General features: G+C 67.7%; 14 protein-coding genes and 1 pseudogene. 10 read left to right on the top strand and 5 right to left on the bottom strand.

Annotated features, from left to right (window positions below):
* The 7 genes and pseudogenes from FZ029_RS33800 to FZ029_RS30650 all read left to right on the top strand — a co-directional run.
* Window positions 1-144 (top strand): annotated as a pseudogene (locus FZ029_RS33800) (ABC transporter ATP-binding protein); the annotation flags it as partial.
* Window positions 145-295: 151 nt separating this feature from the next.
* Window positions 296-1504, top strand: coding sequence for an ABC transporter substrate-binding protein (locus FZ029_RS30675; protein ID WP_149273748.1), 1209 nt, complete (start codon window positions 296-298; stop codon window positions 1502-1504).
* 204 nt (window positions 1505-1708) lie between these two features.
* The gene (locus FZ029_RS30670) at window positions 1709-2596 is read left to right on the top strand and encodes a branched-chain amino acid ABC transporter permease (protein WP_149273746.1); all 888 of its coding nucleotides are present in this window, start codon (window positions 1709-1711) and stop codon (window positions 2594-2596) included.
* Window positions 2597-2600: 4 nt separating this feature from the next.
* Window positions 2601-3569, top strand: a complete 969-nt coding sequence (locus FZ029_RS30665; RefSeq protein WP_149273745.1) for a branched-chain amino acid ABC transporter permease — start codon at window positions 2601-2603, stop codon at window positions 3567-3569.
* A 391-nt stretch (window positions 3570-3960) separates the two neighbouring features.
* Window positions 3961-5376 carry a sigma 54-interacting transcriptional regulator gene (locus FZ029_RS30660; protein WP_246457309.1) on the top strand — a complete coding sequence of 472 codons (1416 nt, stop codon included), beginning with the start codon at window positions 3961-3963 and terminating at the stop codon, window positions 5374-5376.
* A 112-nt stretch (window positions 5377-5488) separates the two neighbouring features.
* Complete coding sequence (locus tag FZ029_RS30655; protein WP_149273743.1) at window positions 5489-6301, top strand: IclR family transcriptional regulator; 813 nt, start codon at window positions 5489-5491, stop codon at window positions 6299-6301.
* Window positions 6302-6564: 263 nt separating this feature from the next.
* The gene (locus FZ029_RS30650; RefSeq protein ID WP_149273741.1) at window positions 6565-7227 is read left to right on the top strand and encodes a DedA family protein; all 663 of its coding nucleotides are present in this window, start codon (window positions 6565-6567) and stop codon (window positions 7225-7227) included.
* A gap of 17 nt (window positions 7228-7244) precedes the next feature.
* Here the strand turns inward: FZ029_RS30650 and FZ029_RS30645 are convergent, their stop codons facing one another.
* The gene (locus FZ029_RS30645; RefSeq protein ID WP_109157616.1) at window positions 7245-7898 is read right to left on the bottom strand and encodes a LysE family transporter; all 654 of its coding nucleotides are present in this window, start codon (window positions 7896-7898) and stop codon (window positions 7245-7247) included.
* A 217-nt stretch (window positions 7899-8115) separates the two neighbouring features.
* Between FZ029_RS30645 and FZ029_RS30640 the strand changes: the two genes are divergently transcribed.
* Complete coding sequence (locus FZ029_RS30640) at window positions 8116-9102, top strand: BMP family ABC transporter substrate-binding protein (protein ID WP_149273739.1); 987 nt, start codon at window positions 8116-8118, stop codon at window positions 9100-9102.
* Between the two features lie 174 nt (window positions 9103-9276).
* The gene (locus FZ029_RS30635) at window positions 9277-10809 is read left to right on the top strand and encodes an ABC transporter ATP-binding protein (RefSeq protein ID WP_149273738.1); all 1533 of its coding nucleotides are present in this window, start codon (window positions 9277-9279) and stop codon (window positions 10807-10809) included.
* 139 nt (window positions 10810-10948) lie between these two features.
* On the opposite strand, the gene FZ029_RS30630 is transcribed toward FZ029_RS30635, so the two are convergent.
* Complete coding sequence (locus FZ029_RS30630; RefSeq protein ID WP_149273737.1) at window positions 10949-11377, bottom strand: VOC family protein; 429 nt, start codon at window positions 11375-11377, stop codon at window positions 10949-10951.
* Window positions 11378-11494: 117 nt separating this feature from the next.
* Here FZ029_RS30630 and FZ029_RS30625 point away from each other — a divergent pair, with 117 nt between their 5' ends.
* On the top strand, window positions 11495-12379 hold the full coding sequence (locus FZ029_RS30625) for a LysR substrate-binding domain-containing protein (protein WP_149273736.1): 885 nt from the start codon (window positions 11495-11497) through the stop codon (window positions 12377-12379).
* A 12-nt stretch (window positions 12380-12391) separates the two neighbouring features.
* Here the strand turns inward: FZ029_RS30625 and FZ029_RS30620 are convergent, their stop codons facing one another.
* The 3 genes from FZ029_RS30620 to FZ029_RS30610 are packed head-to-tail and all read right to left on the bottom strand — an operon-like array spanning window position 12392 to window position 14879.
* Window positions 12392-13249, bottom strand: coding sequence for a DUF1989 domain-containing protein (locus tag FZ029_RS30620; RefSeq protein WP_149273735.1), 858 nt, complete (start codon window positions 13247-13249; stop codon window positions 12392-12394).
* 29 nt (window positions 13250-13278) lie between these two features.
* Entirely contained in the window at window positions 13279-14679 is a 1401-nt protein-coding gene (locus FZ029_RS30615; protein WP_149273734.1) for a tetratricopeptide repeat-containing glycosyltransferase family protein, read from the bottom strand.
* On the bottom strand, window positions 14676-14879 hold the full coding sequence (locus FZ029_RS30610) for a hypothetical protein (RefSeq protein WP_149273733.1): 204 nt from the start codon (window positions 14877-14879) through the stop codon (window positions 14676-14678). The genes FZ029_RS30615 and FZ029_RS30610 overlap by 4 nt, the downstream gene beginning before the upstream one ends.
* Window positions 14880-14917: the final 38 nt, after the last annotated feature.

Below are 14917 nucleotides of genomic sequence, written 5' to 3'. Positions count from 1 at the left end.
GTGCTGGTCGAGCAGAACTTCCGCTTCGCCGCCACCATCGCCGACCGCCATTACGTGATGGAGGAGGGCCATGTGGTCGACATGATCCCCAACGACCAGCTCGACGCCAACATGGACAAGCTCCACACCTATCTCGGCGTGTAGGCCGTCCAGCCAACCGACATCACCGGTACGAACGCCGCCCCCGCCCAACTCCGGGTCGGGGCGGCGAACTGCCGCAGCTTGCCCGATTACGGCCACAAGGACCCGCGAAGGGAACCGGCCGACAATAAAACCAAGAGGGAGAGACCTTCTGATGCGCACGCTTCTTCTCGCCGGCACCGCCCTGCTGACGCTCGCCGGGACCGCGATTCCGGCTTCGGCACAGGTGTCGGACAACGTCATCCGCATCGGCGTGCTGAACGACCGTTCCGGCATCTACGCCGATCTCGCCGGCGAGGGCTCCGCCATCGCCGCCCGGATGGCGGCGGAGGAGTTCGGCAACAAGGTCGCCGGCGCCCCCGTCGAGATCGTCGTCGCCGATCACCAGAACAAGGCGGACATCGCCGCGTCCAAGGCGCGCGAGTGGGTGGACACCGGCGGCGTCGACGTCATCGCCGACGTGCCGAACTCCGCCGCCGCGCTGGCGGTGCAGGGCATCACCAAGGACAAGAAGCGCATCTTCCTGATGTCCGGTCCCGGCGCCACCGCGCTGAGCGGCGCGCAGTGCAGCCCCTACGGCTTCCAGTGGACCTACGACAATTACGCCATGGCCGCCGGTACCGGCCGCGCCCTGTACGAGCAGGGCAAGAAGAAGTGGTTCTTCGTGACCGCCGACTACGCCTTCGGCCAGTCGCTGGAGGAAGAGACCACCAAGATGGTGAAGTCGCTGGGCGGCACCATCGTCGGGTCGGTGCGTCATCCGCTCGGCACCTCCGACTTCTCGTCCTTCCTGCTGCAGGCGCAGGGGTCGGGCGCCGACGTGATCGGTCTGGCCAATGCCGGTGGCGACACCGTCAACGCCGTCAAGCAGGCGGCGGAGTTCGGCATCACCCAGGCGGGCCAAAGCCTGGCCGGCCTGTTGATGTTCATCACCGACGTGCATGCGCTGGGCCTGCAGTCGGCACAGGGTCTGATGTTCACCGAAGGCTTCTACTGGGACATGGACGACCAGACCCGCGAATGGTCTTCGAGGTTCGAAGCCAAGGCCGGCAAGAAGCCGACCATGGTGCAGGCCGGCGTCTATTCGGCGGTGAAGCATTACCTGAAGGCGGTGGAGGCGGCCAAGACCGACGACGCCGACAAGGTTGCCGCCAAGATGCGCGAACTGCCGGTCGAGGACATGTTCGCCAAGAAGGGCAAGGTCGCCGCCAACGGCCGCATGTTCCACGACATGTATCTGGCCCAGGTGAAGACCCCGGCCGAGTCGAAGGGGGCCTGGGACTATTACAAGATCGTCAAGACCATCCCGGCCGACACCGCCTTCATGGACCCGAAGCAGAGCGGCTGCCCGCTGGTGAAGTGAGGGGGGAGGGGGTGCGTGTCGCCGTTGCCCCCTCCCTAACCCTCCCCCGCTTCGCGGGAGAGGGGACTGCCGCCGTCAATTGCTGAAACCCTCGCCAAGCATCATACCCCCTCTCCCGCGAAGCGGGGGAGGGATGGGGAGGGGGCATTCGATGACAACCACCAAAACCAAGAACAACACCAACGAACCGGGAGAAATGCGGAGATGGTCAGCCTGCTGGGAATCCCGCCCCAAGTGCTGTTCGGGCAGCTTCTGCTCGGCCTGATCAATGGTTCCTTCTATGCGCTGCTCAGCCTGGGGCTGGCGGTGATCTTCGGCATGTTGAACGTCATCAACTTCGCCCATGGCGCGCTCTACATGGTCGGCGCCTTCGTGGCGTGGCTGCTGCTGACCTATGCCGGGATCGGCTATTGGGGGGCGCTGGTGATCGCGCCGATCGTCGTCGGGCTGCTCGGCATCGCGCTGGAAAAGACGATGCTGTCGCGGCTCTACAAGCTGGACCATCTCTACGGGCTGCTGCTGACCTTCGGGCTGGCGCTGATCCTGGAGGGGGCGTTCCGCCACCAGTACGGCGTCTCCGGCCAGCCCTATCCGATTCCTGCAGCCCTTCAGGGCGGGCAGAATCTGGGCTTCATGTTCCTGCCCAACTATCGCGGCTGGGTCATCGTCGCCTCGCTGGTCATCTGCTTCGGCACCTGGTTCGCCATCGAGCGGACGAAGCTGGGCGCCTATCTGCGCGCGGCGACGGAGAACCCGACGCTGGTGCAGGCGTTCGGCATCAACGTGCCGGTGATGGTGTCGCTGACCTACGGCTTCGGCGTGGCGCTGGCCGGGTTGGCCGGCGTGCTGGCGGCACCGATCTACCAAGTGTCGCCGCTGATGGGGACCAACCTGATCATCATCGTCTTCGCCGTGGTGGTGATCGGCGGCATGGGGTCGATCCTCGGCGCCATCGTCACTGGTCTCGGGCTGGGGCTGCTGGAGGGGTTGACCAAGGTCTTCTATCCCGAAGCGTCCAACATCGTCGTGTTCGTCGTGATGGCGATCGTCCTTCTCATCAAGCCCGCGGGGCTCTTCGGACGGGAGCGTTGATCCAATGACCGTCGCCAGCAATTCCACCCGCGTCGCGGTTCGGGGTCCGGCCATCGGCACGGCGCTGATCGCCGCCGTCCTGCTGCTGCTCGCGCTCGCGGCACCCTTCGTGCTGTATCCCGTCTTCCTGATGAAGGTGCTGTGCTTCGCGCTGTTCGCCTGCGCCTTCAACCTGCTGATCGGCTTCGCCGGCCTGCTCAGCTTCGGCCATGCCGCCTTCTTCGGCGGGGCGGCCTACATCGCCGCCCACACCGTGAAGGAATGGGGCTGGGCGCCGGAGGCGGGCCTGCTCGCCGCCACCGTGGTGGCCGGGCTGATGGGGTTGGTCTTCGGCCTGATCGCCATCCGCCGGCAGGGCATCTATTTCGCCATGATCACCCTGGCGCTGAGCCAGATGGTGTTCTTCCTGGCGCTGCAGCTGCCCTTCACCCATGGCGAGGACGGCATCCAGGGCGTGCCACGCGGCCTGCTGTTCGGGCTGTTCGACCTCAGCCAGCCGCTGACCATGTACTACGCCGTGCTGGCGATCTTCGTCGCCGGCTTCGCCCTGATCTGGCGCACGGTGCACTCGCCCTTCGGGCAGGTGCTGAAGGCGATCCGCGAGAACGAGCCGCGCGCCGTCTCGCTCGGCTACCGCACCGACCGCTACAAGCTGGTCGCCTTCGTGCTGTCGGCCTCGCTGGCCGGGCTCGCCGGAGGCACCAAGGCCATCGTCTTCCAGCTTGCCTCGCTGACCGACGTGACGTGGCAGATGTCGGGCGAGGTGGTGCTGATGACGCTCTTGGGCGGCATGGGCACGCTGTTCGGCCCGGTGGTGGGTGCCGGACTGGTGGTGACGCTGGAAAGCTACCTCGCATCCACCAGCCTGCCGGTGCCGGTGGTGATCGGCTGCATCTTCGTCGTCTGCGTCCTGCTCTTCCGCCGCGGCATCGTCGGCGAACTGATGGCCCGGCTGCCCAAGCGGGGGCACTGAGCGGAGCATCGAGTCTGCCGTCTTCTCCGTAAACTCCCCCAGGGGGGACCGGAAGGCCCCCCTCTTTTTCCCTTTTTCCACCCGTCCGGGTTGAAAGACCCAAAAAGAAACAGGGATATGGCGGAGGATGTAGAGAACTCGTCCGGATTGCCTTTTTAAAAAGCGGTCCCAGCCGGCATGCGGCAAAGCTTTGATCTGATGAACGGGTGCGGATCGACCCCGCGCACCCGACCGAACCTGCACGCCTTCCCTTTAATCCGACGGATGGGCTACTATGTTGACCTCTGATATTGTTGGCAAATTGCGTTGCAATGCAGCAGGCACCAAAGCCGGCATCGCAAGAGGCCTCGACACCGGGACGACGAAGATCGGTCCCGTTTGGGAGGGTGACGTGGGCGACACCGTCGATTTCGAAGCGTTGCGCCAGCGGGCGGTCCATTCCCTGTTCGAACATCTGGAATCCATGTGCGTCGGTGCCGTCGCCGTCGACCACAATGGCCGCATCGCCTGGATGGACGAGAAGTACAAGGCTCTGCTGGGCGTCCCCGGCGACCCGCGCGGCCGGCAGGTGGAGGACGTCATCCCCAACAGCCAGCTGCGCCGGGTGATCGACAGCGGCCAGCCCCAGCCGCTGGACATCATGGAATTCGACGACCGCTCCTTCGTGGTGACGCGGATGCCGCTGTTCGGCATCGACGGCTCGATCATCGGCGCCATCGGCTTCGTGCTGTTCGACCGCGCCGAATATCTCCGCCCGCTGGTCCGCAAATACGAGAAGATGCAGGAGGAGCTGACCCGCACCCAGCAGGAACTGGCGCATGAGCGCCGGGCCAAATACTCCTTCTCGCAATTCCTCGGCGCCAGCGAATCGATCCGTGAGATCAAGCGGCTGGGCCGCCGCGCCGCGCAGATGGACAGCACCGTCCTGCTTCTGGGCGAAACCGGGACGGGTAAGGAACTGCTGGCCCAGGCCATCCACTCCGCCAGCCCGCGCGCGTCCAAGCCCTTCGTCGGCGTGAATGTCGCCGCCATTCCGGAAACCCTGCTGGAGGCGGAGTTCTTCGGCGTCGCCCCCGGCGCCTATACCGGTGCCGACCGCCGCCACCGCGAGGGAAAGTTCCAGCTTGCCAACGGCGGCACCCTGTTCCTGGACGAGATCGGCGACATGCCGCTGCCGGTCCAGGCCAAGCTGCTGCGCGTGCTGCAGGAGCGGGAGATCGAACCGCTGGGATCCAACAAGGTGGTGCGGGTCGATGTGCGCATCATCGCCGCCACCAGCCGCGACCTGCATGCCCTGGTGCGGGAGAAGCAGTTCCGCGCCGACCTCTATTACCGGTTGAACGTGGTGCCGATCACCCTGCCGCCGCTGCGCGACCGGCCGGAGGACATCGAGAGCATCGCCGACCGCATCCTGGAACAGCTGGCGATCCAGCAGGGCACGCCGCCGCGCGAGTTGCTGGAATCGGCGGTGCAGGTGCTGCGCGACTATGACTGGCCCGGCAATGTGCGCGAGCTTTACAACACGCTGGAGCGGGTGGTGGCGCTGACCGACGCGCCGATCCTGACGGCGCCGCACATCCGCAGCGTGCTGCCCGGCATGCAGCATCCGGCGGGCGCGTCGGCCCTGCCGCTGGCGGCGGGCGCGCGGCCGTTGCAGGAGGTGCTGCACGCCGCCGAACGCCACGCCATCGCCGCCGCGCTGGAAGAGGCCAACGGCGTCAAGGCGCGGGCCGCGAAGCTGCTGGGCATTTCGCGCGCGTCGCTGTACGAACGCATGGTGACGCTGGGGCTGGGGGCGACGCAGTGATGCGGGCATAGGCCGCCCGTTATAAATTTCGTACCGTGAAATCTTGTTCCATTGACGCGCTGTCCGGCCGCTGGCAGGATCGTCCCGCGATTTCTTGCGGGAGGAATGGGTCATGCGCAGGCGGGAAGAGGCTCTGGTCGCCGACGATCTGGCGGACGATGAGAAGGACCCGCGCTTCGTCACGGCGCTCGCCCGCGGGCTGGAACTGCTGCGCGCCTTCCGCCGCAACGAATCGATGCTCGGCAACCTGGAACTGGCGCAGCGCACCGGCCTGCCCAAACCGACGGTGTCGCGGCTGACCTACACGCTGTCCAAGCTGGGCTATCTCGCCTACGACCAGAACACCGGCAAATACCGGCTCGGCACCTCGGTGCTGGCGCTGGGATATGCCAGCCTGTCGGGCATGGGCATCCGGCAGGTCGCCCGGCCGCTGATGCAGGAACTGGCCGACCAGACCGGGCTTGCGGTGGCGCTGGGCGGGCGCGACCGGCTGAGCATGATCTATCTGGAATGCTGCAAGGCGACCGGGCCGATCACCCTGTCGCTCGACGTCGGCTCCCACATCAAGCTGTCGACCACCGGCATGGGCCGCGCCTATCTGGCCGCCTTGCCGGAGGCGGAGCGCGCGCCGCTGATGGCGAAGTTGGAAGAGCATGAGGGGGAGCGCTGGCCCGAGATCCGCGACGGCATCCTCCAGGCCATCGAGGATTACCGGACGCGCGGCTATTGCCGGTCGATCGGCGCCTGGAAGTCGGAGGTGCATGCGGTCGGCGTCCCCTTCGTGCCGCGCGACGGCTCGCAGGTGCTGGCCTTCAACTGCGGCGGCCCGGCCTTCATGGTCGATCTGAAGAAGCTGGAGGAGGAGTTCGCCCCCCGGTTGGTGGCGATGGTCCGGCGGATCGACGCGGCGCTGTTCAATGGGTGATCGGAATGGGTGAGCGGCTTCTGCGCGTGCCCCCTCCCTAACCCTCCCCCGCCTTTGGCGGGAGAGGGGACTGCCGCTGCACTTCCCCGAAGCTCCTGCCCCCTCCACCGCCGAAGGCGGGGGAGGGATGGGGAGGGGGCATCGAAGCCGACACCCAACCCCTCGCACAACGCCGCCCTGCCACAGCGAAAGGGAACCCCCCGCCGCGCCACGCCGTTCTCCCGATGCGGGTCAATTCGACCGGTGGGGGAGGACGGAACGGCATGGATGGTGGGTTGACGGACTGGCTGGTGCAGGTGATGCATCAGCTTCACTATATCGGGATCTTCCTTCTGGTGGCACTGGCCCGGGTGTTCCCGCCGCTTCCCGCCGAGTCGGTGATCCCGCTGGCCGGGATTGGGGCGGCGACCGGCGAGTTCTCGCTGGTGGGGATCGCCATCGCCGGCGGGCTCGGCTCGCTGGCCGGGCAGCTGGTGTGGTTCCTGCCGAGCCGCCTGATGGGGCGCGAACGGCTCGAAGCGTTCCTGAAGAAATACGGCCCCTGGCTGACCATCCACCCTAAGAAGGTGCGGCAGAGCACCGACTGGTTCGCCAAGCGCGGCGGGCTGGCCGTGCTGTTCTCGCAGCCGGTGCCGGGGGTGCGGACGCTGATCTCGATCCCGGCCGGCGCCTGCAAGATGTCGATCCTGAACTATTCGCTGGCATCCGGCATCGGCTCGGTGCTGTGGACGCTGCTGCTGGCCTGGACCGGCTACATGCTGTCGACTTGGCCCTTCGCCCACCGGCTGGTCGGATATTTCACCGTCGGGCTGCTGGTGCTGCTGGTGGGCCTGTATCTGTGGCGGCTGACCAAGCACCTGCACCTGCTGCGCAAGGGCGGTGGTGCCCAGGAGGCGCCGAGCGTCACGCCGTCCGCCGGCTGTTGAGAGCCGGCTGCTGGTCGTCAGGCCGTCGCCATCCCGACGATCCCCGTGGCGGCCATGCCCAGCGCCCACAGGCCGAAGACGCCCAGCGCCACGCCGGTGCAGTGGTTCAGCATGGTCAGCCCGCGGTCGGAAATGCGGTGGCGCACGGCGGCGACCCCCATCGCCAGCGTCATCCACCACAGCGACGACCCGATGAAGACGCCCAGCACCAGGGTCGACGCCTCCAGCCGGTCCAGCGTGCCGCCCAGCCCGAATCCGGCGAAGATGGCGATGAAGGCCATGATGGTCGCCGGGTTGGTCAGGGTCAGCGACAGGCCGGTCATGAAGCCGGTGAACCAGGACTTGCTGTCGGGGGCGGCGGCCGCCTCCCGCTCTTCCGCTTCCGGCTGCTGGCGGAAGGTGCGGATCGCCACCACCAGCAGGAAGATGCCGCCGACCAGCTGGAAGGCGATCTCGTGCCCGCGCAGGAAGCTGAGCGCCGCCGACACGCCGAAGGCGGCGATGGCGCCATAGAAGGTGTCGGCCACCGCGGCGCCGAACCCGGTGAAGAAGCCCATCAGCGGCCCATGCTGCAGGGTGCGGCGGATGCACAGCAGACCGATCGGCCCGACGGGTGCGGCGATGGCGAATCCGAGAACGATTCCCTGCAAAAGCACCCAGACTTCGTCCACCGAGCGTCGCCCCCCGAATTCCTGTGGCCGGTCATGCCGGTTTCTCGCGACCTGTTCGTCGCAAAGATCATCGGCGGGGGTGATAAACGCCCCCGCCCCTGTCGTCAACCGGGGGCGCCGCGATTTGCTGCGCCGCTTCGTCCGCTTTCCCTGTTGTGCGGAATGATGGCGCGGTTATCCTTTGGGTCAAGTTTCCGCAGTCGGGAGTGGGTGGGACATGAAGACGCGTATTCTTGCCGCCATGCTGGCGATGACGGCGATCACGGCGGCCGGCGTTCCGGCCCTGGCCGACGACTTCTCGCCGGCGGTGGTGTTCGACCAGGGCGGCAAGTTCGACAAGTCCTTCAACGAGGCAGCCTATAACGGCGCCGAGCGGTTCAAGAAGGAGACCGGCACCGCCTACCGCGAGTTCGAGATCACCAACGAGGGCCAGCGCGAGCAGGCGATGCGCACGCTGGTCCGCCGCGGCGCCTCGGTTGTCGTCGCCGTTGGCTTCTCGCAGACCGCGGCGGTGGAGAAGGTGGCGAAGGAATCGCCCAAGACCAAGTTCTGCCTGATCGACGACAAGCTGGACGCCCCCAACGTGCAATCCGTCACGTTCAAGGAGGAGGAGGGATCCTTCCTGGTCGGCATGGCGGCGGCACTGGCGTCGAAGACCAACAAGGTCGGCTTCGTCGGCGGCATGGACATCCCGCTGATCCGCAACTTCCTGACCGGCTACGAGCAGGGCGTGAAGCATGTCGCGGCGAACGACGAGGTGTTCGTCAACATGACCGGCACCACGCCGGCCGCCTGGAACGACCCCGGCCGCGGCGCCGAGCTGGCCAAGAGCCAGTTCTCGCGCGGGGCCGACGTGGTCTTCGCCGCGGCGGGCGCCACCGGCCTCGGCGTGCTGCAGGCGGCGGCCGATGCCGGCAAGCTGTCCATCGGCGTCGACAGCAACCAGAACCATGTCCATCCCGGCAGCGTCCTGACCTCCATGGTCAAGCGGGTGGACGTCGTCGTCTATGACTGCATGAAGACGGCGAAGGACGGCAGCTGGAAGCCCGGCCACCGCGTCGTCGGACTGAAGGAGGACGGCGTCGGCTATGCGCTGGACGACAACAACCGCAAGCTGATCTCGCCGGAGATGGAAGCGAAGCTGGAAGAGGCGAAGAAGCAGATCATCGCGGGCTCGCTGGCGGTAAAGCCGTACCAGCCGTAAGGCGTGGACTGAACGGCTCCCTTCACCGCACACGTGGTTTCCCGTCATCCCCGCGAAGGCGGGGATCCAGAGCTTCCAAAGCGACCCCTGTGGAAACGCCTGGATTCCCGCCTCCGCGGGAATGACGGAAAGGGATTGTTTCCGACTTTCGATGCCCCTCTCGAACGGTCTTTGATGACGCAGGCAAACGCGCAGATCGCCCTGGAAACGGTGGCGATCAACAAGTGGTTCGGCGCCAACCACGCCAACCGCGACGTGTCGCTGTCGGTCCCGGCCGGCACCATCCACGGGGTGATCGGCGAGAACGGCGCCGGCAAGTCGACGATCATGAGCATCGTCTACGGCTATCTGCGCGCCGACAGCGGGGAAATCCGGGTGAACGGCAATCCTGCCGCCATCCGGACGCCGCGCGACGCGTTGGCCGCCGGCATCGGCATGGTCCACCAGCACTTCATGCTGGTCGATCCCTTCACCGTGCTGGAGAACGTGCTGCTGGGGGCGGAAGGCGGGGTCACGCTGGCCGGCGGCCTTGCCCGCGCCAGGGGTGAGCTGACCCGGCTGGCCCGCGACTATGGGCTGGAGGTCGATCTCGACAGCCCGGTCGGCGAACTGCCGGTCGGCGCCCAGCAGCGGGTGGAGATCCTGAAGGCGCTCTACCGCGGCGCCGACATCCTGATCCTCGATGAACCCACCGGCGTGCTGACCCCGCAGGAGGCCGACCATCTGTTCCGCATCCTGCGGGCGCTGCGCCAGCAGGGCAAGACGGTCGTCATCATCACCCACAAGCTCCGCGAGATCATGGAGCTGACCGACAACGTCACGGTGATGCGGCGCGGGCAGGTGGTCGCCAACGTCGCCACCCCCGACACCAGCCGGGAGCAGCTGGCCGAGTTGATGGTCGGCCGCAAGGTCCTGCTGCGCGTCGACAAGAGGCCGGCCGAGCCGGGGGCGGAAGTGCTGCGGGTCGAGGGCCTGCGGGTGCGCGATCCGTCGGGCGTGGAGCGGGTGAAGGGCGTCGGCCTCTCGGTGCGGGCCGGCGAGATCGTCGGCATCGCCGGCGTGTCCGGCAACGGCCAGTCCGAACTGCTGGAGGCGCTGGCCGGCATGCGGCCCATCGCCGGCGGCTCCGTCCGCCTGCGCGGCGAGGAGCTTGCCGGGCATCCGGAGCACTTCAACGCCCGCGCGCTGCGGGGCCTTGGCGTCGGCCATGTGCCGGAGGACCGGCAGAAGGTGGGCCTCGTCACCAGCTTTTCGGCGGAGGAATGCTCGATCCTTGGTTTCCAGGACGATCCGGCCTGGAACGGGCGGGTGCTGATGGACCGCGAGGCCATCGCCGCCGACTGCGCCCGCCGGATGGAGGAGTACGACACCCGCCCGCGCGACGGGTCGCTGGCGGCGGCCAACTTCTCCGGCGGCAACCAGCAGAAGATCGTGCTGGCCCGCGAGATCGAACGGAACCCGGATCTGCTGCTGGTCGGCCAGCCCACCCGCGGCGTCGACATCGGCGCCATCGAGTTCATCCACCGCCGGCTGGTGGCCCTGCGCGACCAGGGCAAGGCGATCCTGCTGGTGTCGGTGGAACTGGACGAGATCCGCGCGCTGTCCGACCGCATCGTCGTGATGTTCGACGGCCACATCGTCGGCGAGGTGATGCCGGACCGGGCGGACGAGAAGACGCTCGGGCTGATGATGGCGGGGTGTGGGTGAGGGAGCGGCAAAGTGCTATTGCCCCCTCCCCGACCCTCCCCCGCGTTCCGCGGGAGAGGGAGTTAAGTGCCAGAGCTGTGGAGTTCCCTCTCCCGCGAAGCGGGGGAGGGTAAGGGAGGGGGCAAAACTAAACCCATCCTCACTTCGCGAACAGCTGCGACATGTCGGCGAATGCCTTGAACTCCAGCGCGTTGCCGGCGGGGTCGAGGAAGAACATGGTGGACTGTTCCCCCACCTGACCCTTGAAGCGGGTGTAGGGCTCGATCACGAACTTGATGCCGGCCGCCTTCAGCTTTTCGGCCAGGGCGTCCCAATCGGCGGGCTGCAGCACGACGCCGAAATGCGGGACCGGCACGTCGTGGCCATCCACCGGGTTGTGGTGGGCCGGGGCGGCTTTCGGGTCGCGCGGCTTCAGATGGGCGACGATCTGATGGCCGAACAGGTCGAAATCGATCCATTCGTCGCTGCTGCGCCCCTCCGGGCAACCCAGGACGGTGCCGTAGAAATGGCGGGCGGCGGCGAGATCGTCGACCGGGAAGGCGATGTGGAAGGGCGTCAGCGTCGTCATCGGAGGGTGGCCTTCAGGGATGGCTGTTGGTGGACCAAGCAGAGCGTATCGCCGCGGACTTGACAAACGAGTTCTCGGGCAGAGATTTATGAGTTCAACTCATGATTCGGTTCGTCCATGCCCGAACGCTCCCTGCCGTCGCTCAACGCCGTCCGCAGCTTCGTCGCGGTGGCCCGCCACCTCAGCTTCACCCGGGCGGCCGACGAGCTGGCGGTGACCCAGGGCGCGGTCAGCCGCATGATGCAGACCCTGCAGGCGGACCTGGGCGTCGAGCTGATCCGCCGTGTCGGCCGGGGGATCGAACTGACGCCGACCGGCGCGGCCTTCTATGGCGAGGCGTCGGCGGCGCTCGACCGCATCGCGGCGGCGGCGCGGGCGGCTCGCGCGCAGGAGGGCGGGGTGCTGCGGGTCAGTGCGCTGCCCACCCTGACCCAGCGCTGGCTGATCCCACGGCTGAAGCGCTTCCAGGCGGACAATCCGGAGATACAGGTCGAGGTCAGCATCGGCGAGCATCGGGTCGACTTCGCCAAGGAGCGCATCGACGTCGCCATCCGCTATGGCGTGGAGGAATGGCCGGGGGCCGAGACGGCGACGCTGATGCCGGAGACGATGGGCGTCTTCTGCGCGCCGTCGCTGCTGGAACAGGGACCGCCGCTGCGCCATCCCGCCGATCTGGCGCAGCACCGGCTGCTGCAACACACCACCCGGCCCGATTCCTGGCGCGTCTATCTCGGCGCCTTCGGCCTGCCGCTGCCGGAATCGGCGCTGTCGCTGGCCTTCGAGCATTTCTTCATGATCATCGAGGCGGCGTCGGCCGGCATGGGGGTGGCTCTGCTGCCGGTCTTTCTGGTGCGGGAGGACGTGGCGTCGGGCCGGCTGGTCCAGCCGATGCCCGAGACTCTGCGCCCACGCGGCTGCTACCTGATCGCCCACGCGCCGGGGGCCGAGCGGGCGCGGCGGGTACGCCGATTCAAGGAGTGGCTGCTGACCGAGGTGGAGTAGGGCTTCACGCCGTCATGCCGGGTCCTTCTCCCAGGACGGCGTCGGCAGCGTCATGCCGTGGTTGCCGCGATAGGCCGCGACCTCCGGCGACGACCAGCCCGCCAGCAATGCCGGGTCCAGCCGGTAGACCTCGACGCCCAGCGGGCGGCAGACCTCCAGCGGATCGCGGGCGTCCGGACCCCACAGCGGCACGCTGAGGTCGCCGCCGGGGCAGGTCGACAGGGCGCAGAGCAGGTCGATCTCGGCGAAGAATTCCAGGAAATCGCCCTTCTTGGCCGGGCAGGCCTTCATGAAATACTTGTCCTCGGCGTTCAAGCCGGTGACCTGGAAGACGTTCAGCACGTCATGCACGTCGAACTCGGTCAGGCCATAGGGGGCGACGGCGCGGGTCAGGTTGGAATGGCAATGGTGGTGGAAATCCTCCCCCGTCAGCATGCGGTTGACGTAGGGATCGCAGCGGGTGCCCAGCAGGTCGTGGACCCGGCCGCCATACTCGTCGATGCCGTAATCGGCCAGCGTGTCGTGGGTGATGGTCGCCAGCGGCCGCAGATAGGGCAGGGTCGACCACAGCCGGTCGAACGTACTGACATGCGCCTGCTGGAGCTGCCGCGTGCGCGAGGCCCAGAAGCGTTCGCGCGGGTTGTGGCGGTTCCAGATGTTGAGGTCGGCGACCTGCGGCCCCTCGATGGTGACGATGCGGAAGACATGGCCGGCCGGCACGGTCCAGGCGCGGCCGGAACGGATCGGCACCACGAAGCTGTCCACCAGTTCCCGCCCGGCGGTCTGCGAGCCGATGCGTCCGTAAAAGGCGCGGTCGACGTCGAGCGCCGAGCCTTTGCTGGCCTGATAGGCGGCGGGATAGCTGGGCATCGCGGACTCCTTGGCAATGGTCACACTGTTCAGGCCGAACCGCGATCATGGCGAGGGAGCCGCACCCTGCGCAACAGCTCTTCGCGTACCCGCCCCACCACCGGCGCCCAATCGCCGGGATGCTGCTGGCGGAACAGGCGCAATGTCGGGTACCAGGGGCTGTCGTCACGGTCGAGCAGCCAGCGCCAGCAGCCGCTGAAACGCGACAGCACCCACACCGGCACGCCGAGCGCCCCGGCGAGATGCACAACGGCGGTGTCCACCCCGATCACGAGATCGAGTTGCCGGACGATGGCCGCGGTGTCGGCGAAGTCGGCCACGCCGGGCATCGGGTCGTGGATCGCCATGCCGTCCAGCTGCGCCGCCGCCGGTCCCTTTTGCAGGCTGACCCAGCACACGCCCGGCACCGTCAGCAGCGGCGCGAGTTGGGTGAGGGCTAGGCTGCGGCGGGCATCGGTGCGGCTGGCGGCGGCATGGCCCAGCCGCGGGTCGCCGGCCCAGACCAGCCCGACCCGCAAGCTGTCCGTTTCCGGCAGCGCCCCGGACCAACGCCGGACAGCATCCGGTGGTGGCGCGAGGTACGGCATGGCCGCCGGGATGCGGTCGGGTCCCACCGCCAGCCGCCGCATCAGCGAGATCAGCGGCACCCAGAAATCGTAGCCGGCCGCATCGGGCAGGGCGGTGGTCACCGCGTCGACGCCCTCGACCGCCGCCAGCAGCCGGACCAGCGGCGCCCGGCAGTGCACGATCACCCGGCGGCCGCCGCGCGCCTTCACCAGCGGGATCAGGCGGATGAATTGCAGGGTATCGCCGAAGCCCTGCTCCTCCACCACCAGCAGGGTCTTGCCGGTCGGATCCTGGTCCGTCCATTCCGGATTGGTGCAAGCGGGCCGGGTCAGCGCCAGTTCCCGTGCCTGCCAACGTGATTCGTAGGCCCGCCATCCCTCCTCGAACAGCCCGTGCTGGAGCAGCGCCTCGGCCAGATTGTAGCGCACGCTGGGCGTTGCCGGGGCGAGCGTCGCCGCACGGCGCAGCAGGGCCAGCGCGGCGGCATGGTCGCCGCGATCCTGCCGGGCATGGGCCATCGCCAGATAGGGTGTGTAGAGGCCGGGGGACAGTGCGATGGCGCGGCGGCAGGCGTCGAGCGCCGCCAGCGGGTGGTCGGCTTCCTGAAGGATCGCGCCGATGTTGGCATAGGCCTCCGCCAGTTCCGGGCAGCGGACCAGCGCCTCGATGCAGGACGCCGCCGCTTCGTCGGCCCGGCCGAGCCGGCGGAGTGCCGCTCCCCGGTTCGCGTAAGCCTGTGCCGCCTGGACGGGATCCAACCGCGGGTCGCCCAGCAGCCGGTCATAGACCGCCACCGCCTGCGCCCAGCATCCGGCACGGTGCAGGCGCAGGGCCGTCGCGAAGGCGGTATCCGGCGTGCTCATCGGCGCGGAACGCCAAGGCCGCTTAGGATGTGGGGCGGGATGCTGCCATGGTCGGCGATGGTGTTGGCGTCGTCGGGCGAAAGACCGAGATGGATCAGGCGGTTGATGACCTGCCAGCGGCTGATCCTGTTGCCTTCATACAGGGTCAGCGCGTCCTTGATGACCTCGATTGTCGAGGTTCGGGAAATGCTTTTCGACATAGGAACCGCCTCCACGGGGGCCGGCGGAAACCGCCGGC

This window comes from Azospirillum sp. Sh1, assembly GCF_008365135.1.
Taxonomy (GTDB): Bacteria; Pseudomonadota; Alphaproteobacteria; order Azospirillales; family Azospirillaceae; genus Azospirillum; species Azospirillum oryzae.
Note: the sequence above shows the minus strand (reverse complement) of the source record. Positions and strands in the feature narration are given on the sequence as shown.

Excerpts from the sequence above, each read along its gene's own strand:
- FZ029_RS30675 (WP_149273748.1), top strand. The coding sequence starts at position 296 with ATGCGCACGCTTCTTCTCGCCGGCACCGCCCTGCTGACGCTCGCCGGG.
- FZ029_RS30670 (WP_149273746.1), top strand. The coding sequence starts at position 1,709 with ATGGTCAGCCTGCTGGGAATCCCGCCCCAAGTGCTGTTCGGGCAGCTT.
- FZ029_RS30665 (WP_149273745.1), top strand. The coding sequence starts at position 2,601 with ATGACCGTCGCCAGCAATTCCACCCGCGTCGCGGTTCGGGGTCCGGCC.
- FZ029_RS30655 (WP_149273743.1), top strand. The coding sequence starts at position 5,489 with ATGCGCAGGCGGGAAGAGGCTCTGGTCGCCGACGATCTGGCGGACGAT.
- FZ029_RS30650 (WP_149273741.1), top strand. The coding sequence starts at position 6,565 with ATGGATGGTGGGTTGACGGACTGGCTGGTGCAGGTGATGCATCAGCTT.
- FZ029_RS30640 (WP_149273739.1), top strand. The coding sequence starts at position 8,116 with ATGAAGACGCGTATTCTTGCCGCCATGCTGGCGATGACGGCGATCACG.
- FZ029_RS30635 (WP_149273738.1), top strand. The coding sequence starts at position 9,277 with ATGACGCAGGCAAACGCGCAGATCGCCCTGGAAACGGTGGCGATCAAC.
- FZ029_RS30630 (WP_149273737.1), bottom strand. The coding sequence starts at position 11,377 with ATGACGACGCTGACGCCCTTCCACATCGCCTTCCCGGTCGACGATCTC.
- FZ029_RS30625 (WP_149273736.1), top strand. The coding sequence starts at position 11,495 with ATGCCCGAACGCTCCCTGCCGTCGCTCAACGCCGTCCGCAGCTTCGTC.
- FZ029_RS30620 (WP_149273735.1), bottom strand. The coding sequence starts at position 13,249 with ATGCCCAGCTATCCCGCCGCCTATCAGGCCAGCAAAGGCTCGGCGCTC.
- FZ029_RS30615 (WP_149273734.1), bottom strand. The coding sequence starts at position 14,679 with ATGAGCACGCCGGATACCGCCTTCGCGACGGCCCTGCGCCTGCACCGT.
- FZ029_RS30610 (WP_149273733.1), bottom strand. The coding sequence starts at position 14,879 with ATGTCGAAAAGCATTTCCCGAACCTCGACAATCGAGGTCATCAAGGAC.